The sequence below is a fragment of the Sediminibacillus halophilus genome (assembly GCF_900103695.1).
Taxonomy (GTDB): domain Bacteria; phylum Bacillota; class Bacilli; order Bacillales; family Amphibacillaceae; genus Sediminibacillus; species Sediminibacillus halophilus.
Genome location: NZ_FNHF01000002.1, coordinates 310,176 through 333,327 on the forward strand (window position 1 = coordinate 310,176; position 23,152 = coordinate 333,327).

Genomic DNA, 23,152 nt, shown 5'->3' on the forward strand with positions numbered 1-23,152 from the left:
GTACGTATATTATAGCATAGGGAAAAGCCTGTAAGACAGCAATATTAAGAATCACTGATAGAATCTGACAAACCAATAAAGAAATAGCAGATCGAATAAGAAAGATAATTGCTGGGGTCAGTCCCCCACCTTATTAGCGCTTTACCACTCTAAATCAGTGGGGGACTGACCCCAGGATTCTCACAAAAACACCCGCCGGCGGGGTAGCTGGCGGGTGGAGGCTGTCTATTGAAATAATACTTCCAATGCCTTTTCTTTTTGTTTATCGTTGTTGCCTTCTCTTATCTTTTCTACGATATCTGCCTGCAATTTGTTTGCAGTTTGTTCGTCTATTTTTCCATCGCTGTCAAGATTGTTGTCGGACTGGAAGCTTTTTACGGCATTCGCAGTTTTCTGGTCATAAAGCCCGTCCTTGTTGCCAGGTTCGTAACCGAGTCCATTCAACATAATTTGAGCATTTTTCACTTGATCGTTGTTTTGATTCAATTGAAGGGGTTCCTCTACTTGCAGCGGGTTCGTATAAAAGTAATCAGGCTGTTTGACTTCAATGGTAGGATCTATCCCTTTTTCATGAATCCAGTTCCCTTCTGGCGTCAACCATTTGAACAATGTCATTTTGATTGTGCTGCCATCTCCCATCGGGATAGCCTGCTGAACTGTTCCTTTACCGAAACTGGTTGTCCCCACTAACTCTGCATCGCCGGCTTCTTTCATCGCACCTGCCAGAATTTCTGAAGCAGAAGCACTTCCTTCGTCGATCAGGACATTGATTGGATAACCTTTCTTTTCATCAATCTCTGAGAAGTACCGTGACTTTTCTCCATTACGGTCTTCTATTTGTACATATGGTGTATCTTTCGGAATGAAATTTTTCAATATATCCTCTACGGCTGTGAACAAGCCGCCCGGATTTCCTCGGACATCGATAACCAATCCATCAATACCCTTGTCTTCCAACTTAGCGAGCTCTTCATCGAACCGTTTCGCAGTCCCTTCTGAGAAGGAAGTTATTTCAATGATGCCTGCTGTTTTTCCGTTTACCTCTTTCGTATCGGAATATACTGTCTCGAGTGGAATATCGTCTCTTGTCAATTCAATATTCAACGGATCGGAAACACCAGGACGATTGATTTCCAACGTAACCTTTGAACCCTGTTCTCCTCTGATTTTGGAAACAGCGTCATAAAGATCTAAACCTTCTACACTTTCCCCATCGACTTTCAAGATTTGGTCGTTCGGCTTTAATCCAGCTTCTTCTGCTGGCGAATCCTTGATTGGAGCGATAACAGTGACCTTGCCTTCCACCATGCTAACCTCGGCACCGATCCCTTCGAATGAGGATTCAATCGAATGATTGAACTCTTCTACAGTTTCTTGGTCCATATACACGCTGTAGGGATCTTCCAAGCTGTCCATCATTCCCTGAATCGCACCTTCAATCAACTTGCTGTCTTCTACATCTTCCAGATAGCTGTCCTTGATCAGGTTAAATGCCTTGTTTACTTTTGCCAGTTTTTCATTTCCTTGTGAAGATCCGATTAACTCCTGCTGCTCTTCCTCGCTTAAATCGGCGAATGTTCCGCCGTTCCCGCCTTGTTGAGCGGTTGAATCCTGTGACTGGGCGAGCTGGACACCGAAGTATGCGCCAACACCGCCAAGCAGGAGGGCAGCCACCATAATCGCTGCTATGTAGCTTTTTTTGAGATTCATGGTATTCACTCCAATGGATTTAATTCTATTTCTGCCTAAGTTTCTCCCTACTACTTTAACACGAAACAAATGCTGGTAGAGAAATAATGGGCAAAATGGATGAGGATGTAAGAAAAAGGCATCACACCGTAACTGTGCGATGCCTTTTCTTAATTCAGTTTATGCGGGACTTGTCCCAAACATGTCTAGTAAAGACTTAGAAATAACTATAAGGGTTTACTGCGTTGCTTTTCGAAATGTTCCACGGACCTTTATGCAATTCAAAGTGCAAGTGTGGACCAGTCGAATGACCGGTGTTACCCATTTGACCGATTTGGTCCCCTTGACTTACAGATTGACCGGTCGAAACGTTAAAACTGTTCAGGTGAGCATATACGGTAGTGTAAACTTGTCCATTAATATAATGGCTGATAAATACACAGTTTCCATAGCTGGAGGACTTATATGCCCGACTAACTACACCGCTAGCTGATGCTCTGACAGGTGTTCCTATCCCGCTTGCTATGTCAATCCCGGCGTGGAAACTTCCCCAGCGCATTCCCAAACCGGACGTATGGTCACCATTTGCCGGAATGATGAAATTGCCATTCCCACTTGTTTGCTGGGAGGAAGAAGAGCTGCTGCCGGAAGATGATTTGCTGTTACTGCTGCTTCCGTTTGATTCTGCCTTTTTGCGTTCTGCTTCTTCTTTACGTTTTTTCTCAGCAGCCATTTTTTCCAGTTCCTGCTTCTGTGATTGTGCCTGTTGGATTGCTTTTTGAATGGCACTTTCCTGGCTTGCGAGCAATTGTTGTTCTTCCTCTAAGGACATCTTATATTCTTCGAGTTCGTGTTGTTCGTCTTCCAACTCGTTCATATAGGACTCTTTTTTCTCCATTTTTTGACTTAAATCAGCTTTTAACGATTCAAGCTCCTGTTTTTGTTGCTGCAGGCTGTTCTTCTTGTCTTCCAACTGGGCTTGCTTCGTTTCCAACTGTTGTTTCTTCGTTTCTACCTCTTCTTGCTTTTCTTCCAGTTCGGCCTTTTCAGCACGGTGAGTTTCCATGATGTCTTTATCCTGATCCATGATTTTATTCACCGCAGTTGCCCGATTAATAAAATCACCGAAATTTTGAGCGCCCATCAGCACTTCCAAGTAACTGATGTCTCCGCCGTTTTTCTGGATATTGCGCAAACGACTTTTCAACAATTCTTCACGTTTGGCAATCCGCTCTTTCAATTCCTCGATATCGGCTTTCAACTGTTCAATCTCCTGCTTAGTCTGTTCGATTTCTGCAGTTGTCTGCTCGATTTCCTGATTGGTAGTACTTATTTCCGCTTCTTTGCTCGCAATTTTTTCTTGAGCGTCGGATAGTTCCTGATCAATTTTCTCTATTTCATTTGTTACCTTGTTCTGATTCTCTTTGTTTTGTTCAATCTTTTCTTCCGTATTGGATTTTTTTCCGCTCACTTCGCTTTTTTCACTGCTGACATCATTCTGCTTTTCTTTCAATGAGTTGATTTCATCTTTTACGCTGTCGATTTCGTTTGCTTCTACCTGGCTGACACCCGGTAACACAGTACCTAACGATAATGCAGTTATCATGATCAAATAAGCCGGTTTTTTCTTAATCATCTTCATAGTTCCCCCTGTTAGTACCTATTTATCGATTGATTTTTTCTTCCGTTGACTATTCCTCTGCCTACACCTTCAAGAATTTCCGTACACTCATGACACTGCCCCAGACTCCGATCACAGCACCTATTCCCAAAATAATCAGAGAAAGCTGCCAAGCAAACGGATTGAAAGGCATTAAGGAGACAAAATCAAATGTGATCAATTGGCTAACATTTGTGTCTAGATAATAATAACCTGAGAGAATCGCTGCTATCGGTATCACACTTCCCAGTACGCCTAGCAGCAGTCCTTCGATGAAAAACGGCCAGCGGATAAATGCATTGGTTGCTCCGACGAGTTTCATAATGCCGATTTCCTTACTGCGGGCCATGATAGTGATTTTAATGGTGTTTGAAATAAGGAAGATTGCCGTGAATACCAAACCGATGATCAAAGCTAATCCTATGTTTCTTGCATATTTATTGAAACGGAACAAATTCTGGACAACATCTTCTCCATAATTAACTTCCTGAATATTGTCAAATTCTTCAATTTCCGAGGCTACATCAAACGTATCAAGCGGGTCTGCCGTTTTTATGACAAACGCGTCATTCAACGGGTTGTCCTGTTCAAACATTTCCCAGGTCTCCCCTTGTTCGCCCATACTTTCAATTAAGCCGTTTAACTCCTCTTCCTTGGAGGAATAATCTACACTAGCTACTTCTGGAATATTTTCGATTTGTTGACGAATATCGTCTACTTGCGCTTCATCTGCGGTAACTTCAACCAGCGCTTTGATTTCGACATCTTCTTCGATATTGCCGGCAACCTGGTTTAAGTTGAGCATCAAAGCCAGAAATGCGCCGACCAGAATCAGCGTCGTAGTTACAGCTCCCACTGATGCTATGGTCATCCATCCGTTCCGACGGATATTTTTGGCGCCTTCACGAAGATGTCTGCTAAATGTATTAAATTTCATAGCCATATTCACCCCGATGTTCGTCACGTACCACTAAGCCGTCTTCGATAGCGATAACGCGTTTCTTGATAGTGTTCACAATCTCTTTGCTGTGAGTGGCCATTAGAATGGTTGTTCCTGCTGCATTTATTTCTTCAAGGATTTTCATGATTTCCCACGATGTTTCCGGATCCAGGTTTCCGGTTGGTTCATCAGCAATAACCAGTTGAGGATGATTGACAATCGCTCTGGCAATGGCTACCCGTTGTTGTTCTCCCCCAGATAGTTCGTCAGGGATGAAGCGAGCCTTGTTTTTCAAACCGACTTGATCCAACACTTCCATAACTCGCTTGCGGATTACTTTTGGGGTCTCCTCAATTACTTCCAGGGCGAATGCCACATTTTCGAAGACTGTCATTTTGGGGAGTAATTTAAAATCCTGGTAAACTACGCCGATATTTCTCCTTAAGTAAGGAACTCTTTTCCATTTCAGATCATGAAGCTTGTGGTTGTTGACAATGACTGTCCCTTTTGTTGGCTTCTCTTCTCTGAAAATCATTTTAATGAATGTAGACTTCCCCGCGCCGCTCGGACCGACAACATATACAAACTCACCCTGCTCAATGCGGACATCTATACCATTTAAGGCAGTAACGCCATTCGGGTAAGTCTTGTAAACTCCCTGCATATCTATCATAAATTTATCACCTTTATCTCAATATGTTATATCTTGTTGAATTTTCTAGCTAGCCGCCGCTGATTAATTTGTCGAATCAGCAATTCTTTTACATTATAACATCTCTTATTGATTTTTTTAGCCATAAAATTATTACATTTATATTTCAACGTTAGCAATGTCACAACAATTCGCATCAACGAAACTTCCAGGATTTTGACGGATTAATAGAATTAGACGGGAAGCTTGCCAGAAAATTTCAACTTCCTACCTTTTATCGGCAAATTTCTTGATTTGTTAAACGAAATTTCAAAAGTGCCCGAACACATCGATATTTCGACAAGTGTCTAACGTACAGTGCGAGGGAATAATCAGGGTATTTCCTATTGCACAAAAAAAGACGCCCTCTTCAGGGCATCCTTTTATTTGTTTCAGTCCTTCTTTTACTTTTTTTCCGCTAGCCAGGCAGATATCAACTCAGCATCTTCCCCTGTCGCTTGTCCAGGCGGCATGCCACCTCTGCCTTTTTCGATGATTTCCAGTATCTCATCCTGCGAATACTTGCTGCCGATTTCCCGCAAGTCCGGTCCGACATTGCCGCTCAAGTCAGCTCCGTGACACGACTGGCAGCTTTTCTCGTATTCTTCTTCAGCAGCCGCCGTATCGATGGTCCCGTTTGTGTCACCCGAATTTTCCTCGGTCTGCTGGTTCTCCGATGTAGATTGCCCATCATCCTCTGTCTGGTCGCCAGAACCACATCCGTTCAAGATGAAAGCTGCAGCAAGCAGAAAGAGAAATAAGATTTTTTTCAAGGTTTATTCCCCCATTCGCTACGTTGTCATCTCTATTATAAGCAAATCAGTGGTTTTTAAAACCCTCTCCAAGTACTTCCGTAGCATTCATGGCAACGACAAACGCTTGGGGGTCAATTCTTTTTACGAGTTGTGTCAATTTCGTGAATTCATTCTGAGCGACCACACACATGACGATCCGCCGTTCCTGTTCCGTGTACCCACCGGTTCCATTTAAAACAGTAACGCCTCTATCAACATCCTGTAGTAAAGCGCGCCGGATATCTTCAGTATAGTCCGTAATAATCAATACATTTTTCGATGTGTTCAGGCCTACCTGAACAAAATCGATCGTCCTGCTGGTTACGAACAGACCGATTAATGCATATAGTCCTTCTTCTACAGAGAAAACGAAGGTAGCCGTTAACACAATCATCCCATCAAAAATCGGTACACAAACACCAAGTGGGAGATGCGTGAATTTATGAAGGATTTGTGCAGCAAGGTCGATTCCACCAGTAGAGGCCTTTCCACGAAAAACAATGCCAAGTCCGAGCCCGACACCCATTCCGCCAAAAATGGATCCAAGCAGCGGGTCCGGCGTTGCTGGCGGGAAATCCCGCGTTAGAAACACAAAGAACGGCAAGACAACCGTACCGACCAATGATTTTAGACCGAAATTTTTACCAAGAATTATTACCCCGGAAATAAACAAAGGGATATTCAGTGCCCACTGTACTATAGAAGGCTCCCAACCAAACAATGATTTCGTTATCGTACTGATACCTGCCACACCGCCTGATGCGATATCATGAGGTAAGAGAAAAACATTAAATGCGAGCGCCACAAAAAACGCCCCGATAATAACCAACGAATATTCAATCACATGAACCAGCCATACCGGCATTGGATTCCGCCTATACTTTGCAATCATCATAACACCCCGTTCATCAAGTAGCAGAGAAGGATAACCCTCCCCACCCCAACCTTAAGGAGTATATCATGACGACAAGTCGGTAACAAGACTTTGGGGACAGTCCCTCACCGCGGTAGCGCATTAGCGCGCCAGTGCTTTACCACGCTAAATCGGTGGGGGACTGTCCCCTTTTACACTTGTTTTTCAGATTTTGCTTTGCGATGGATAAGGATAAACCGGTACATGTTGACAACGATCGATTTTCCCACTGCATAAGTTGGAACCGCCAGAATCAGACCGATAATGCCACCGAAGTTAGCAGAGACAAGCAAGATGAAAATAACGGTCAGCGGATGTATATCGAGCTTTTTTCCCATTACTTGCGGTGAAAAAAAGTTGCTGTCGATTTGCTGAACGATGATGATCACCAACAATACGAGCAACGCCTTAATTGGCGACTCCGTCAAACCAACAATGACAGCAGGTGCTGTCCCGATAAACGGGCCAATAAATGGAACGACATTGGTCACTGTTGCCACGACACCTAGGACGAGCGAGTATTGCAATCCAAGAATAAAATAACCGATTGTGAGCAGCGTACCGACACAGAGGCTGACAATCAGCTGCCCTTGAATATAAGAACTCAAAGCATGATCCAGGTCTTTTAGTACTTTTCTTCCCTCGCTCTCATATTTATCCGGGGTAAAGCGCAACAGCCGGTTCGGCAGCTTGCCGCCTTCCTTCAGCATATAAAACAACACGAACGGGACAGTGACAAGCAATACCACAATGTTGGTAATTGTAGTGATAACCGACACAATATTGGAACCAATCGACTCCAGTGAACTGCTAAGGTAATCGCCTACTTGGCTGCCGAGTTGGCCTGTCGAAACATTGCCATTCTCCTGAAAACGCTGAACCCAACCGTTGCTTTGGAAATCGGCTAGCCAGCCTTGCACACTTTCGACAAACTGGGGAATATTATCGACCAGTTTGGAAAACTGCTGCTGAAGTGGCGGCCCGATGAGAAAAACCAGGCCGGTCAATACGCCAGCGGCCAGTAAATATACAAGCAAAATCGCCAGGGAATCCGGCATATATTTGCTTCCAAGATGGACAAACGGCCTCATCAAGTAGTATAAGACACCAGCCACGATGATAGGTGCAGCCAGCGTCGTAAAGATAATTACAAGCGGAGTAAACACAAAGCTTACTAAATCAAGTAAAAAAATTATCAATAACAACAAAATAATACCCACAGCCGGGACAAACCACTTGCGTCTCGTCAATTCGTACATAACGTCACTTCCTCTTCTTTTCCTACCTATCCAAATAATAACCTAACAGCAAGGCCGGTAAACGTTGGAAGAGTTCGTAATGGGAAGGAATCCTTGGATTGGTAGCATGCTCATCAAATTCTGCAGAAAACCCTATGCTGAAAACATCCTTACTTTATCTCGTGTTACCAATACCGGGAGCACATGAGTGGCTTTTAACGTCTTCCTTTATCTCAAACTGGTTTTCACGTAGCCTTTGACCGTTTATAGGTTTACTTTAACGCACTTCAATCATCAATTCACACTTCATACGGCTCTCTCCAAACGAAAGTACTGGAGATGCCGGTCACGAAAAAAATTCTCAGACCGGGATCAGGCAAAGAACAGACAAATACAAAAAAGACCGGAAAATGCCGCTCGGCACCTCTCCAGTCTTTCTATCTCTTACATTTGCGAACGTAAATAAGCATCGATAAACGGATCGATATCTCCGTCCATGACACCTTGCGTATTTCCGATTTCATGATTGGTACGGTGATCCTTGACCATGGAATACGGATGGAAAACATAGGAACGAATCTGGCTTCCCCAGCCTATTTCTTTCTGTTCTCCACGGATTTCATTCAGCTCTTGCTGCTGCTTTTCAATTTCCAATTGATAAAGTTTCGCTTTTAGCATTTTCATCGCTTGTTCCCTGTTCTTAATCTGGGAACGCTCCGATTGACAAGTCACAACCGTGTTTGTCGGGATGTGCGTAATCCGCACAGCGGAATCTGTTGTGTTAACATGCTGTCCGCCGGCACCGCTGGAACGATAGGTGTCGATTTTCAAATCCTCTGTTTGCACATCTACATCGATGCTGTCATCCAGCTCTGGCATCACTTCACAGGATACAAAAGACGTATGCCTGCGTCCGGAAGAGTCGAAAGGTGAAATCCGGACAAGACGGTGTACACCTTTTTCCGCTTTCAAGTAACCATACGCATTATGGCCCTTAATTAACAAGGTCACGCTTTTGACTCCAGCCTCTTCACCAGGCAAGTAATCCATCGTTTCCACTTTGAAGTTCTTTCTTTCAGCCCAACGTGTGTACATACGAAGCAACATGCTTGCCCAGTCCTGGGACTCTGTTCCACCAGCGCCCGGGTGCAACTCAAGAATCGCATTGTTTTTGTCATATGGCTCCGACAATAAAATAAACAACTCGTAATTGTTGAGCGCTTCGGTCAATTCGTTGACTTCTGATTCTAATTCCTCACGTAAATCCTCATCGTTTTCCTCTTTGACAAGTTCATAAGATACTTCTAAGTTTTCATGCGTTTCCTGATGTTTATCAAAGTTTTCAACCAGTTCCTTCAGCCCGTTCACTTCGTTGATAACTTTTTGAGCTTCCTGCTGGTCATCCCAAAAGGTAGGGGCTGTCATTTCTTCTTCCAGTTCAGCAATACGGGCCCTCTTTTGTTCTAAGTCAAAGAGACCCCCTGAAGTCCGCTAATCGCTTAGCCATTTTATCCAACTCTTGCCTGATTTCCACTAATTCCATTGTGTCGTCACCTCAAATGATTGTTTATCAACTTTTTCCCGTTCATGACAGTGGAAAACACTTCTATTTAAAGAAGTGTCTTCCGTTCCATCCTGATGGAGCATTAACGCCCGTGACAGTTTTTATATTTTTTGCCGCTGCCGCATGGACATGGGTCATTTCTGCCTACCGTGTCTGTTTTGACATACGGCTTTTTCGTTTTCTTCTTTTCTTCTTGTCCGCCTGATACAGCCTGGGTGTTCTTGACCACTTCTTCACGCTGGAGGTTTTCCCTGATTTGTGCCTTCATGACATACTTGGAAACCTCTTCTTCAATGGCAGCGATCATTTGTTCAAACATCGCAAAACCTTCCATTTGGTATTCGCGAAGCGGGTCATTTTGACCATATGCACGTAAGTGGATACCTTGACGTAATTGATCCATTTGGTCGATATGATCCATCCATTTGGTATCTACCGAACGGAGAAGGATGACCTTTTCGAATTCGCGCATTTGATCAGGTGTCAGTTCTTCTTCTTTCTTATCGTAACGCTGCTTCGCTTTTTCGAAAATTAATTCAATCATTTCTTCCGGATCTTTTCCAGTCAAATCATCAACTGTTATGTCTTCACGTTCCAACAGGTTGGCGTGAAGATATTCAACCAAGGAATTCAAATCCCAGTTTTCTTCCACTTCATCAGAAGTATAGGATTGAACAGTACGCTCGATTGTCGACTGCATCATTCGTTCAATAATTTCACGTAAATTATCGGAATCAATCACTTCAAAACGCTGCTTGTAAATGATCTCCCTTTGCTCACGCAGTACATCGTCATAAGAAAGAATCGTTTTACGAGCATCAAAGTTGTTACCTTCCACTCGTTTTTGCGCAGATTCGACTGCTCTGGAAACCATCTTACTTTCAATCGGCTGGGTATCATCCATACCGAAACGCTCCATCATCGCTTTCATGTTATCGGAACCGAAGCGGCGCATCAATTCATCTTCCATTGAAAGATAAAACTGAGTTACACCCGGGTCTCCTTGACGACCAGAACGACCACGAAGCTGGTTATCAATCCGGCGAGATTCATGACGTTCCGTGCCAATAACCGCAAGACCACCGAGTTCTTTGACACCGTCGCCTAATTTAATGTCGGTACCACGACCGGCCATATTGGTGGCAATGGTAACGGCGCCCTTTTGTCCAGCATCCTCGATGATTTCTGCCTCTCGGTAGTGGTTTTTCGCGTTCAGGACGTTATGTGGAACGCCTGCTTTTTTCAATAGCTTGGAAATCAACTCAGACGTTTCAACGGCAACAGTACCGACAAGTACCGGCTGTCCAGCTTGATGCCTTTCTTTGATTTCCTCGACCACCGCACGGAATTTCCCTTCCATTGACTGATAGATAAGATCCGCTTTATCATCACGAATAATCGGTTTGTTGGTCGGAATCACCATAACATCCATGTTATAAATATTGCGGAATTCTTCTTCCTCCGTTTTCGCTGTACCGGTCATCCCGGCAAGTTTTTCATACATCCGGAAGAAGTTCTGGAAGGTAATCGATGCCAGGGTCATGCTTTCATTTTGAATTTGCAGACCTTCTTTTGCTTCAATCGCCTGGTGCAGTCCATCACTATAGCGACGGCCCTTCATCAAACGGCCGGTGAACTGGTCAACGATGACGACCTCCCCATCTTCTACCACATAATCGGTATCCCGATGCATCGAGACATGTGCCTTCAATGCCTGATTGATATGGTGCGTCAAGGTAACATTGTTCAAATCAAACAGGTTTTCAATGCCGAAAAAGCGTTCCGCTTTGTTGATCCCTTCTTCGGTCAGTTGAACCCCTTTGGTTTTTTCATCATATGTGTAATCCTCTTCATTGCTTAATGTTCGTACATAAGCATTCGCCTGTTGATAGAGGCTTGCCGACTTTTGTGCCGAGCCGGAAATGATTAACGGTGTACGCGCTTCGTCGATTAAGATCGAGTCTACTTCGTCAATGATGGCAAAATGAAGCGGACGCTGTACCATCTGTTCTTTATACAGCACCATATTGTCCCGCAGATAATCGAAACCATATTCGTTGTTGGTACCATAGGTAATATCCGCTGCATAAGCAGCACGTTTTTCTTCTTTACTCAACCCGTTGCTGTTGATGCCGACCGTGAGTCCTAAAAATTGAAACAGCTCGCCCATCTGGTTGGCATCACGTTCAGCCAAATAATCGTTGACCGTAACGATATGGACGCCTTTTCCGGTCAACGCATTCAAGTAAGCGGGCATAGTCGAAGCAAGGGTTTTACCTTCCCCTGTCTTCATCTCCGCTATATTTCCTTCATGCAGGGCAATTGCACCCAGTAACTGGACGGGGAACGGACGCATATTCAGCACACGCTTGGCACCTTCCCTGACAACTGCATATGCTTCCGGCAACATATTGTCCAGGTCTTCTCCATTTTGATAACGCTCTTTAAATGCTTCTGTTTTATTTCGTAACTCTTCATCTGTCAATCGCTCGTATTCAGGTTCCAGCGCTTCTATTTCATCTGCCGTTTTTTGCAGACGGTTCACTTGACGTTGGTTACCATCCCCGAAAACTTTCTTCAGTAATCCACGCATGTAAAACGCTCCTCTTTATTTAGGAAAGCTCACAAATAGGCTTTCTTTCTCCTATATTTTAAATCTGTAAGAAATAGGTTAGTCCAAACTTTATAATAACACTAGCGGGGAGCAATGACAAGAAAGCCCCCGGGGAATGGAATGACGCATTTCAGACAACCATTTGCATAGATAAAATAAGCAGCCCGGAGGAGCGGGCTACTTATTCAGGTGAGGGAGCATAGGGGTGACGTGCGAGGCTTGGTGAGGTACGGTGAAGCGGGGAGCTTGCTGTTGAAAGAAGTAAACCTTTTCTAACTCGGAATGCTTTGCTTCTAATTCTGCCAGCTTCCGATTAGTAACAGCGATGATCTCTAACAGCTGCGTAATCGTATCTTCGTGCTGCTTCAAAATATTTTTTTGGTGCTCACATTGTTTGCAATGGCTGACCGCCATATGCGCTCCCCCCCCCTTGAGGTATGGTATATATGTACGGAAAGGCCGGCGGGGCAAGCGTTGTCATTTTCATCCAGCCTGTTTCCGTGTTAAGTATGTTATACCATAAGGGAATTTTTCTGACGAATCACCATTTACCTAAAATCCATGCTACACTCCCCCTGATACGATACGTTTGCCGAGACGATTTTCGGGGTTTGGAGGGTAAAAAAACTCCCAAACTATAAGTTTCGGAAATAACAAAAGAAAATAAAAGAAAGATGTGAGGTGTCTGTTGTTTACGACTTGGAGAGGGTGAGGGCCGAAAGTGGCAAGGTTCGCGATTATACTATCGAGATGCCTTGAAGAAAGATAAATCACAAAACAACGGCCCAGCCAATTAATCCCCGCTGGACCGTTTCTTTACAAAGAAGCAACATTCCATTTATTTATCCTTCATAATTAACCTTTATCATTAAAAACAAGGAAGCAGTTAAGCTTCATTCGGCTCAATTAGTCCATACCGGCCGTCTCGGCGGCGGTAGACAACATTCGTATCACCTGTTATAGCATTAGTGAATACATAGAAAGCGTGACCCAGCATATCCATTTGCAGGACTGCTTCCTCCGAATCCATCGGCTTCAAGTTGAAACGCTTCGTACGGACGATCTCGACGCCCGCATCTTCTTCCATCTCTTCCTGGTTCAATTGGCTTTCCAACGCCTCCTGTTCGAGTTCTGCGAATACATGTTTAGGAGCGCCGTTTTGCCGGGATTTTCGATTTACTTTTGTTTTATATTTACGGATTTGCCGCTCTAATTTATCCACTACAAGGTCGATGGCAGCATATAAATCGTTGTGTCTTTCCTCTGCACGTAACAGCAGATTGGTCATCGGGATGGTTACTTCGATTACCTGCTCATCATTATAGACACCTAGATTCACATATACATCGGATGTTGGCGGTTTTTCAAAATACCGTTCTAGCTTACTGATTTTCTTCTCCACATAACTGCTGATGGATTCAGTCACCTCTAGATTCTCACCACGAATGTTGAATTTCATGTAAGTGCCTCCTTTTTAACCTTATGTATTTATTATTCCACAATACCCTGTCCAATTCCTGCCTAAACGAAGAAATATTTTGTCGAATTGGTGTCGAAATATTGATGGAACTGGCACTTAATGGATTAATATATACTTCATTCCTGTTACTCTTTCCAATATACTATAAAAAAGAGATGCCTGAACATTTTCAGGCATCTCTTTTTATTTTTTTTGATCTAAAAACATGCCATCATAATTTGCTAGCTGTTTATAAGGGTTAGTGTATTTGTTGTTAGAGCTTTTTTGCTTTTTAACAGTTTTCATTTCTGTTCGCAATCTTATCAATAACTGCTTCAGTTTGTCTTGAACTTCACGGTTAATGGGCAGTAAAGTACGTCCTGTTTCCATTTCTTCCTCAGAATATGGAGGTTTTATTCCTTCTATCATCTTGTCTCGATGTTCGAGGACACTATTAATCTCGGAAATGATCTCTTCACGCTGATCAGCTGGAATTTCACCCTTTAATTTCTGACTTAATTCCAAGGTAATATCATAAAGAGGCTGAATCCGATTCTTCATGCTTGAGCTCCCTGGCCGTATTGTTTTTGTCTATTGAGTTTAATGACTTCCTTCCAAGTATCACGGAACTCTTCCACTAATCCCACTACTTCTCCCAGGATTTCTTTATCGCTATTCATATTCGCTTCCATAAGTCGACGGTTTATATAGTCATAGATAGGCAAGATATCCTTGGAAATATCGGCTTTTTGATCAAGTGTAACCATTAATTCCTGGATGATTTTTTGAGCCTTTTGTATATTAATGTTTTTTTGTTCATGGCTTCCTGCTTCGATATCCCTAACTGCCTGTTTTATGAACTTGAGACATCCATTATATAGCATCAGCGTCAATTCTCCTGGCGAAGCGGTTGTCACGGAATTATTTTTATACGCCTGGTATTGCTGTTGCATTGACATTTGTGTAAAACACTCCCCATTACATATTATCCATTAAATTGTTGCATTAAATATGAAGATTGTTCATTCATTCTCTGAATTGCTTTCTCCATTGCAGTAAACTGGCCCCAATAGCGATCTTCGATCTGTGTTAACCGATCTTGAAAACGATCAATTCTGCTATCAACATCTTTCAACTGTTTTCCAAGTGTATATTGTTCCAGTGTGTGGTAACCTTTTCCAGCACGTTCTTCGATTCTCTTTACTGTGGAATTAATCGAATCATCCAGTCGGTTAATAATGCCACGACCATCACCTTCCACGTCATTGGAAAACAACTCATAAACAGAATCCGGATCATTCTGAAGTGCTTCACGCAGTTTATCTTCCGTTACGATTAACTTTCCACCATCCAAGTAATTTGGAGAGGTCTCAATGCCTATCTCTGATAAATGAGAATACTGACTGCCATTGTCAATTTGCGAATACCAATCCTGCCGCATGCTGAAAATTCCCGAGGAAAGTATCGAATCACCTTTTAATAAGCCACTTTTCGCTTTTTCTTCCCACAACTCAATTTCCTTTTCAGACATATCTTCCTTTTGAGCATTGGTCAGTGGTTTATAATCCCGGTATTTCTCTTCGCTTAGGCTTCCGTTTACCTTCTCAATAACTTCATTGTACTTATCAACGAATTTCATTATTTTTTCTACTGAGGCATCTACATCATTACTTACTGTAATATTAGCTGATCCATCTGTAACATCGTTGAATTTAAATGTTATGCCGTTTAACTTAGTCGAATTTGTTTTGGAAGTTAAAGTGACGGCACCATTATAAATAAACTCCGCATCCTGAGCTGCTGTCTCCTGACCTAACTGCAGTGTATCTGTAAAAAAGCCAGAAGTATCAGCGCTAAAGTCTATTTCAGCTCCACCTTCATTGTGTACTCCTGCTTCAGTTCTTTCCATGACAACTTTATCAGCTTGTACATCATAAAAAGCTCGCACACCATTATCCTGATCGGTAATTTTAGTTAACACACTGTTTAGCGTATCAGTTTCAGTTATATCTATATTATGTTCCGTTCCTACACCATTCTCATATGTAGTGAAGGTCATAGTGCTGGGAACTGTAACACCGCCTGTGAAATTCTGTTCAGAAAGTTTGCCAAAAGGGTCTACCTTCTCAGTTCCACCTGAAATCCCCTGGGTACTGACATTTACTGCAGCTTTCGCAAGCTGAGTAACTTCCATATTATATGTTCCATTTGAAGCTGTGGCGTCTGCTGTAGCAGTGATTGCGCTAGATTGAGAGGAAGTTGCTTGCCTAGTACTATAAGTCTTTTGATATTTCATATCTCTCAACATATTGTCCAATTCTGAAAGACTTTTATTTATATCACGGTAGGCATCGCGTTGCCATGTCATCCTAGTTTTATCCTGTTCCATTTTTTGCAGAGGGATGCGCTCGGCTTCCATTAAATCATTGACAATTTGATCGATATCCATCCCGGATGCCAACCCGCCAATTCGCATACTGTTCATACTACTCACATTGTTTACCATTTTTTCACCAGCCTTCATATCTTTTCATCGACTATAAATCCCATGAATTCAGCCATCGCAGCATAGACGTCAAGAAGCTTTTTTGGTGGTATTTCCTTGATGATTTCCTTAGTATCCGTGTCTATTACCGTCACATAATACTTCTCAAGCTTGTCATGCAATTCAAACTTGAGACCAGTATGAGTAGGCTCCAAAAATTCATTCAGAGCGTCGACTGTGTTTTGAACTTGTTTTTTATTATTCTCTTCCTTGTAAGCACCATTAATTACTTCAGGATCAGTTTGTTCACTAAAAGGTTCATTAATGGATCTTTCTCTTGCAGTTGTCGAAAAGCCAAGTTGTTCAGTCTTTTGCAGGAGTTGGGATCCAGATAAAATCTTCCCAACGTTCATGGCAAAAGCCACTCCTATTCTATGTAGTTTCTTTTTATATCGGCAAGAGATTTAAAAAGTAAAGGTCTTGCCAAAAAATATATTAAAAACGGATAGGTCAAGCTCCTATCCGTTCGGCCACTATTAGTCTACTAGTGTCGTTTATTCAGCCACAATACACCCGATTTTGCCAGACGCGGAAGTAATCCGGTCACCGGCTGCTGGAGCATGTTCCCAAAACCGTCTGATTTCCCCAAGGAGCCCAAAGCGCCTTTTAACTTTATTTCTTTCGGCTGTTCTGGGGCATTATCGTTTAATAATGCGAGCAGTACATCCGCAATCTGTTCCCCCTGCTGTCCAGCCAGCTGTGCACTGGGCGAATGAACAGAAGAAGCACAGTCACCCACAACATATACCGTTGGATGAGAAGGAACCTGATAATAATCATTCAGCACTATCTTATTCTGGCCATCCTTGGCAAACGGCAGCTCCCGAACCAAATAATTCGGTTGAACACCTGCAGTCCAGATTGTAACATCATTCACAAAACAAACCCCATTGTTGCAAACCCCGTCTTTTTCGACATATTCGACATTTGCCTTGTGAATGACTTCGACGTCATTTTTGGCAAACCATTCTTCCACGTAATTTTGAATTTTCGAATTGAACGCACTCAACACCGTTTCGCCGCGATCAAGCAGTCTCACATTCAAATCCGGACGGCTTTCCCTGATTTCGGATGCAACCTCAATACCGCTTAAACCGGCGCCGACGATGGCAACCTTGCCGTAAGCTTTCAAATCGCCGACAGCAACACTTCCGTGTCTGGCACGTGAAATGGTCTGCACACTTTCGGTAAACTCTGCTGCTCCTTCAATGCCATGGTAGTTGTCTTCACAGCCTAATCCGATCACTAAATAATGATAAAGAACAGCCTCCGTCAACCCCTGGACAAAAATCCGCTTTCCGTCCACGTCGATTTTTTCAATCTCTCCATAAACATAATCAACCTGCTCGTGCTCTGGAAATTCCATTCTTACTTCCCTGTCTGCTTTTGTTCCGGCAGCTATTGCATAAAATTCTGTTTTCAGTGAATGGTAAGGATTCCTATCGATCAGCGTGATATGAACATCTCCAGGTAATCCGCCATCCAAAAGTTTATTCAGAATCTTAATCCCTCCGTAGCCGCCGCCCAGTATCACTAATCTCCTCATACCTTAACCCCTTATCTGTTCTAGTTGACTGGCTATGTATGCGCCGTTAACGGACACAAGCGCTTACAGCGTTACCCCACTTTAAAGACTATCAAAAAAGCTGTCGAATGACTAGAGGGATTAAAAATTTAATCCCTCGTTACAATAAAGATATAATCATGTATTGGAGGAATTTGCTTTCAGCCATTTAGCCCCCCTCTAACCGTCCATCCAAATAAGTTTAGAATATAGTTATTCTAATAAATTATCCCATTGTAACGGCGTACCTTTGACAGCATTTTTCCGAGCCTTTTTTCCTATTACCAAATCATAATATTTAGGAGGTATCCCCAATCCCGGTCTAATAGCTCTCAAGTTATCTTTGGTAAATGCATCTCCTGCTTTTATGTCCTTCGTTATATATAATGATCTCCTCCGGGTTCGAGAGGCTTTTTCTTTCTCGGTGGGACCAAAAGTTATTTCCCCTAATGATTCCCAGGCTTTATTTGTTTCATTTACTAATTGCTGTAATTCTTTTGGTTCCAATGAAAAAACAGAATCCACCCCTCCTTCTTCACGCGATAAAGTAAAGTGTTTTTCAATCACTGTGGCTCCTAAAGCTACACTTGCAATTGCAACGCCGATTCCTTGGGTATGGTCGGATAAACCGACATTACTATTAAAAATCTGGCTCATCTGGGGGATTGTTTTTATATTTGTGTCAATAGCAGGTGCAGGATAAGTACTTGTGCACTTTAGCAGAATTATATCTTTACACCCGGATTCTCTTACAACCCTGACAGTTTCATCTATTTCAGACAACGTTGCCATACCTGTGGAAATTATTATCGGTTTACCTGTACTGGCAACTTTTCGAAGAAGAGGTATATCAGTATTTTCAAATGAAGCTATCTTATAACATGGAACATCTAACTCTTCCAAAAAATCAACTGCAGTTTCATCAAAAGGGCTACTGAAGGCAATTAAACCCAGTTCCCGACATCTATTAAAAATAGCTTCATGCCACTCCCAAGGTGTGTAGGCTTCCTGATATAGATTGTAAAGACTTTTCCCTTTCCAAAGATTGTTGGAATCCTTTATTACAAATTCTCCTCTATCGACATCCAAGGTCATTGTATCAGGTGTATAAGTTTGTAATTTCACTGCATCAGCACCAGCCTTAGCTGCTTCTTCTACTATCTGCAGAGCATTATTTAAAGATTGATTATGATTGCCAGACATCTCAGCAATAATAAACGGGGGACAGTTCGGCCCGACTTTTCTATTTTGTATAACTACTTCATTCATATGTCGCAACGACCTTTCTAACAATACTAATTTCTATAACCTATTATTTATTAATTGAGTTACTTTAATTGCTCCATCGTGATTTAAGTGATGCACATCAAAAAAGTCACGCTCGGAAACTAACTCTGAATCAAATAAATCAATCAGTTCAAAGGGATGTGTTGCATTCAATCGTTCAAGATGGCTTGTAAAATCTTCTCTCATCGTTTTAGAAAAATAAGCTGTATAGTCTTTGTGCTGTGGGAAAATCACAATAATTGGTTTAATTGCTTCTTCTTTTAATAAGTTTAGATATCTTTCTAGTATATGAACATTTTTCTCAACAGTCTCAGGATAGTCTTTATTTGAATGTCTCAATGCCAACTCTTTCCTTTCCCATTGAACATTATCAGCTTTTATATATTGATCCTCAAAATCATCAATCTTTTCCAAATAATCATGTTCAAGAAGAGTACCAAACACAGTTTGTAAATAGGGAACTTTATTTATAAATGTATCATCTGCATAAGCAGTACGAAGATTCATATATTTTCGATAATAATCGGTATTACTCTTTAAGTCTGCGTTTATTGGATGGTATCTTGTCACTAAGTATTTCTCTCGGGATTTTATAAGTTCAAATTCAAGACTATAATAGGCCAATCCAATAATAATTGTATTAATATTAGTAAGTAGCTTTCTGTTGCTTAAGTATTTTACGATTGAATAGTCATGGAATAAATCTTGGCTATTTAATGCAAAATTGAAAGATTCCCTCTTAAGTTCCTTGAGGTCTATCCCATATTTTGCATATGACATTCCAGTAATTAAACAATCATATTCAGATATATTTCTTACGTATTCATCCAGTTTTGTCCGTAAAGAAATGAAGTTTTGGTACTTATAGTATTCAAGTATCCTTTCTTCTGGTATTCCTATATTTAATAGCTGTTCCCTTATCTCTTCAAAATAAATGCTGCCAATTATAATATAATCAAAATCCTTACCTTTTATTTCCGAAGGTGAAATGACCGGTGTATCATTAATCCGGCTTCCAACCTTATCTAAATTATTATCTGCATAAGCAATAATTTTCACATTAAGTTTATTGATTACTCTTATAATCTTCTCCGCACTAATCCCGCACCCGAAGATAATAATATTCACTATCCACTCTCCCCCTTAGCATACAACTTTATAGGTTCAATTAAGAAAAGATAGTTTAGACTTAATTCTAGCTATCAACTCTGAACAATTTTCTTCTGCATCGAGTGCCGTTTCCCCTGTGCAGATCACGTGTCCGTAAACGTCTACACCTGAATTCAGCGGTGTCACCCAATTATCCGGAATATTTATAACGTATTCCAGAGGATTATAGGGTTCAATTGCATCTTTAATTTTTTCTAAATCATATTCAACTTCGGAACGTGTATTAAAGTAAAGCATCTCAACTGCAACAGGTTTATTTTTCGCTATTGGCAAATTTATCTTTTCACCTATCGCCAATTTAATTGCTAATTCAATAAGGTCAACACCCGAGTGGTATTTAACAATTTCCGGAAGTTTGGTGGCACCGATTCTTGCCCCTATTTCTACAACATATGGTATGCCGAAATCATCAATGATAAGGTCGATATTACTTGGTCCATTAGTAATCCCTAAGCTTGTCAAAGCCTTTTCGCATTCTTTCTTAATTTTGGAGATTTGATTTTCATTAAGCGAAGGTGGTAAGGAATGGCCAATTGGTATCATATTTTCAGAAAGTTTGTCATTATGTATAAAACACAATTCCATTTCACCTGAAACAGATAAACTTTGTGCTCCTATCTCTAATCCCTTTATAAATCTTTCAATGATGACTACTTTGTTACGGGAAAATTTCATAGCATAATTTATAGCACCCATAAGATCACTTGTACTTGATATTTTTTGTACTCCCCTGCTTCCAGAACTATCAGATGGTTTTACTATCAATGGATGTTTTTTCAAGATAGGCGTTATTTTCTCTTTTATTTCTAAAAGATTATCTTCTCTTGTAAAAATGAAAAATTCAGGAGAAGAAACCCCGGCTTTTTTGAACCTTTCTCTCATGATAGTCTTGTCAGTAACTGCTTCAGCTATTCCCCATCCCTGATTGGGAAGCCCTAACCGTTCGTTCACATAGCACACAGTTGGTACCGCAATATCACTTGAAACCGTTAATATGCCAGATACCCCATATTCTCTTGCGACCTTCTCTACCCCCATAAAATCAGTAGTACTAACCACTTCATAATAATCTGCATATTGAAACCCAACGGCACGAGGATTCATATCTAACACCAATGTGGTCAAGCCTAATCTCTTTGCAGTTTTAATTACTTCTATTTGCCCAAAGCTGCCGCCTAAAATCATCAATACCCTTTTATTCAAAATCATCACTCTTTATAAGGTTTAATTTTTCCAATATTCGTTCACTCCCTCGGCCGTCTATCAAATTTTGGCCATTTACAATCATTTTCTTTCTGACATTTGGGTCCTCCATTTTCTTTAAAGCACCTTTAAAATCGTGCAGGGTTATGGAAGTGTCTTTCCCCAAATACAAGCAAGTATGATATCTTTCCGCTAGGATTTGGGCTGACTTTTGGTTTTCAGCGATTTGAATGACTATACTTGGAAGGCCCATGTATGCCATTTCGAAAAGGGTCGTTCCTCCTGCCGTTATAGCAAAGTCAGCCCAGTTAAATAAGGATGGTATATCTTCGTCATCTTCCACTATTTGAAGATCTAATTTGAATTGGGCTAAGTTAGCATTTATATATTCCTTGTGTTTATTCGCAGGTCCAAGTAAAACCTTTACTTTCATGGTGAAATCATTAACTTTTTCTAAAAGCTTAATCACGGAGAGTGTGACATTATTAGGATCCGCACCACCCATGGAAATTAAAATATTTGACGGAGTTGCCTTTATCCTTGGCTTTACACCTTGCCAATCCAGAAATTCTTTACGTAAAGTTGTAAATTGGGGACCGATTAACAATTGCGAATATTTATCTATGTTTGTGTACATCTCTTTGTTTACAAAAGTCCCTCTGTTTAGAATAATGTCAGCACAATAATAATCAAGGTTAGCAAAATCATCAAAAAGTAATACTCTAAACCCACTTCTCTTTAATCCGTTGATGAAACTTTCGTCAAAATGATAACCATCCAAGATTATCCAATCTACTTGTTTTGTTTTTGCTATTTGAATCGTTTGATTTAAATCCTCTTCACTTCCAGGAAGAACTGGAAGAAAATCAATGGTTATGCTTTCTTTGTTTAAAAGTTTTACTAGATTAGGCGTTATCTCAGAACACAAAAATTGAATGGAAGAATCTACCTTCACCACTTGAGCTAGTGCCAGAGTTCTCATAATGTGCCCAGTCCCTATAGTAGCTGAAGCATCTGCTCTAATAATAAACTTTGCTTTCGCCATGGAACCACCTTCCCGGATAAGTAACTGAGTTTTCCTGTATTAAATTCTTTTCTGTTCAATATTTTGGTTAATAGTAAGCAAAGAAGGACGTTGCTTTAAATACGTGACAATATCGTTCATTTTCAAAGAAGAATTAGGCTTATATAGATTTTCCAGGATATTAGCAACAACCTCAAAGTCCTCTTTGGTATCTACAGTTAATCTATAATTACTAAGATCCTCTTCGTTTCTGACTCCAAATGTTCTATACCTCCCTGGAACTCTATATAAATATGAAGTGACATGTTCTCTATCACTTTCGCTAGTAGCATATGCATTAATTTCCTTTAATGTCCGATAAGATAGAACACCAGTGTCCATACCCCTAGGATATGTCCGTTCTATCGTGTTAGATACATAGTCATACTTCTCCTTATGTTTTAGATAATCAAGAATAACCTTGTCAATTACCAATGGATCAATTAATGGACAATCAGCAGTCAGCCTAACTATAATATCTCCTTTATATTCGGTTGCAGTTTCATAAAATCTCGATAAAACATCATGCTCAGATCCTCTAAAAGTTGGAATGGAAAGTTTCTCACATAAGTCAACAATTTTATCGTCCGATCTATTTTTAGTAGTCGCAACGATTATTTCATCGATTAAAGCAGCACATTTCACCTGTTCAAGTTCATATTCCAATAAAGTTTTATTTAAAACCTCTTTCATAACCTTTCCAGGAAGTCTAGTAGATCCCATTCTTGCCTGTATGATAGCGATAATTTTCATTATAT

Annotated in this window: 21 protein-coding genes; all 21 read right to left on the minus strand. The window is 41.2% G+C overall.

The window, feature by feature from the left end; genetic code table 11:
* Positions 1-225 precede the first annotated feature (225 nt).
* Entirely contained in the window at positions 226-1,710 is a 1,485-nt protein-coding gene (locus BLR82_RS08510; RefSeq protein ID WP_074598581.1) for a S41 family peptidase, read from the minus strand.
* Positions 1,711-1,906: 196 nt separating this feature from the next.
* Entirely contained in the window at positions 1,907-3,325 is a 1,419-nt protein-coding gene (locus BLR82_RS08515) for a murein hydrolase activator EnvC family protein (RefSeq protein ID WP_074598582.1), read from the minus strand.
* A 67-nt stretch (positions 3,326-3,392) separates the two neighbouring features.
* Positions 3,393-4,286 (minus strand): permease-like cell division protein FtsX, encoded by an 894-nt coding sequence (ftsX, locus tag BLR82_RS08520; protein ID WP_074598583.1) that lies wholly within the window; start codon positions 4,284-4,286, stop codon positions 3,393-3,395.
* A complete protein-coding gene (gene ftsE, locus BLR82_RS08525; protein WP_074598584.1) occupies positions 4,276-4,962 on the minus strand; it encodes a cell division ATP-binding protein FtsE in 687 nt (228 codons plus the stop codon). Before ftsE ends, ftsX begins: the two co-directional genes overlap by 11 nt.
* Before the next feature lie 422 nt (positions 4,963-5,384).
* Positions 5,385-5,753 carry a cytochrome c551 gene (cccB, locus tag BLR82_RS08530; RefSeq protein ID WP_074598585.1) on the minus strand — a complete coding sequence of 123 codons (369 nt, stop codon included), beginning with the start codon at positions 5,751-5,753 and terminating at the stop codon, positions 5,385-5,387.
* A 46-nt stretch (positions 5,754-5,799) separates the two neighbouring features.
* Positions 5,800-6,666: a YitT family protein gene (locus BLR82_RS08535; RefSeq protein WP_083334775.1), complete on the minus strand. Its 867-nt coding sequence runs from the start codon at positions 6,664-6,666 to the stop codon at positions 5,800-5,802.
* 173 nt (positions 6,667-6,839) lie between these two features.
* Positions 6,840-7,946, minus strand: a complete 1,107-nt coding sequence (locus tag BLR82_RS08540) for an AI-2E family transporter (RefSeq protein ID WP_074598587.1) — start codon at positions 7,944-7,946, stop codon at positions 6,840-6,842.
* A 423-nt stretch (positions 7,947-8,369) separates the two neighbouring features.
* Positions 8,370-9,468, minus strand: a protein-coding gene (prfB, locus tag BLR82_RS08545; protein WP_245693719.1) for a peptide chain release factor 2 whose coding sequence is annotated in 2 segments (ribosomal slippage) — positions 8,370-9,404 and positions 9,406-9,468 — 1,098 coding nt in all. Because the reading frame shifts where the segments join, the coding sequence is not laid out codon by codon here.
* Between the two features lie 103 nt (positions 9,469-9,571).
* Complete coding sequence (gene secA, locus BLR82_RS08550) at positions 9,572-12,082, minus strand: preprotein translocase subunit SecA (RefSeq protein ID WP_074598588.1); 2,511 nt, start codon at positions 12,080-12,082, stop codon at positions 9,572-9,574.
* A gap of 198 nt (positions 12,083-12,280) precedes the next feature.
* The gene (locus tag BLR82_RS08555) at positions 12,281-12,517 is read right to left on the minus strand and encodes a hypothetical protein (protein ID WP_074598589.1); all 237 of its coding nucleotides are present in this window, start codon (positions 12,515-12,517) and stop codon (positions 12,281-12,283) included.
* A 472-nt stretch (positions 12,518-12,989) separates the two neighbouring features.
* The gene (gene hpf, locus BLR82_RS08560; RefSeq protein WP_074598590.1) at positions 12,990-13,562 is read right to left on the minus strand and encodes a ribosome hibernation-promoting factor, HPF/YfiA family; all 573 of its coding nucleotides are present in this window, start codon (positions 13,560-13,562) and stop codon (positions 12,990-12,992) included.
* Positions 13,563-13,766: 204 nt separating this feature from the next.
* On the minus strand, positions 13,767-14,123 hold the full coding sequence (gene fliT, locus BLR82_RS08565) for a flagellar protein FliT (protein ID WP_074598591.1): 357 nt from the start codon (positions 14,121-14,123) through the stop codon (positions 13,767-13,769).
* On the minus strand, positions 14,120-14,521 hold the full coding sequence (gene fliS, locus BLR82_RS08570; protein WP_074598592.1) for a flagellar export chaperone FliS: 402 nt from the start codon (positions 14,519-14,521) through the stop codon (positions 14,120-14,122). Before fliS ends, fliT begins: the two co-directional genes overlap by 4 nt.
* Positions 14,522-14,547: 26 nt before the next feature.
* Complete coding sequence (locus tag BLR82_RS08575) at positions 14,548-16,086, minus strand: flagellar hook-associated protein 2 (RefSeq protein ID WP_342721376.1); 1,539 nt, start codon at positions 16,084-16,086, stop codon at positions 14,548-14,550.
* Positions 16,083-16,460, minus strand: a complete 378-nt coding sequence (flaG, locus tag BLR82_RS08580) for a flagellar protein FlaG (protein WP_074598593.1) — start codon at positions 16,458-16,460, stop codon at positions 16,083-16,085. The genes BLR82_RS08575 and flaG overlap by 4 nt, the downstream gene beginning before the upstream one ends.
* 131 nt (positions 16,461-16,591) lie before the next feature.
* The gene (locus BLR82_RS08585) at positions 16,592-17,653 is read right to left on the minus strand and encodes an NAD(P)/FAD-dependent oxidoreductase (protein WP_074598594.1); all 1,062 of its coding nucleotides are present in this window, start codon (positions 17,651-17,653) and stop codon (positions 16,592-16,594) included.
* Between the two features lie 231 nt (positions 17,654-17,884).
* Positions 17,885-18,940, minus strand: coding sequence for a pseudaminic acid synthase (gene pseI, locus BLR82_RS08590; protein WP_074598595.1), 1,056 nt, complete (start codon positions 18,938-18,940; stop codon positions 17,885-17,887).
* Positions 18,941-18,973: 33 nt separating this feature from the next.
* The gene (locus tag BLR82_RS08595; protein WP_074598596.1) at positions 18,974-20,086 is read right to left on the minus strand and encodes a D-alanyl-lipoteichoic acid biosynthesis protein DltD; all 1,113 of its coding nucleotides are present in this window, start codon (positions 20,084-20,086) and stop codon (positions 18,974-18,976) included.
* Positions 20,087-20,122: 36 nt separating this feature from the next.
* Positions 20,123-21,331 carry an ATP-grasp domain-containing protein gene (locus BLR82_RS08600; protein WP_074598597.1) on the minus strand — a complete coding sequence of 403 codons (1,209 nt, stop codon included), beginning with the start codon at positions 21,329-21,331 and terminating at the stop codon, positions 20,123-20,125.
* Positions 21,324-22,376 (minus strand): UDP-2,4-diacetamido-2,4,6-trideoxy-beta-L-altropyranose hydrolase, encoded by a 1,053-nt coding sequence (gene pseG / locus BLR82_RS08605; protein ID WP_074598598.1) that lies wholly within the window; start codon positions 22,374-22,376, stop codon positions 21,324-21,326. Before pseG ends, BLR82_RS08600 begins: the two co-directional genes overlap by 8 nt.
* Positions 22,377-22,415: 39 nt before the next feature.
* Positions 22,416-23,147 carry a cytidylyltransferase domain-containing protein gene (locus BLR82_RS08610; RefSeq protein ID WP_074598599.1) on the minus strand — a complete coding sequence of 244 codons (732 nt, stop codon included), beginning with the start codon at positions 23,145-23,147 and terminating at the stop codon, positions 22,416-22,418.
* Positions 23,148-23,152 lie beyond the last annotated feature (5 nt).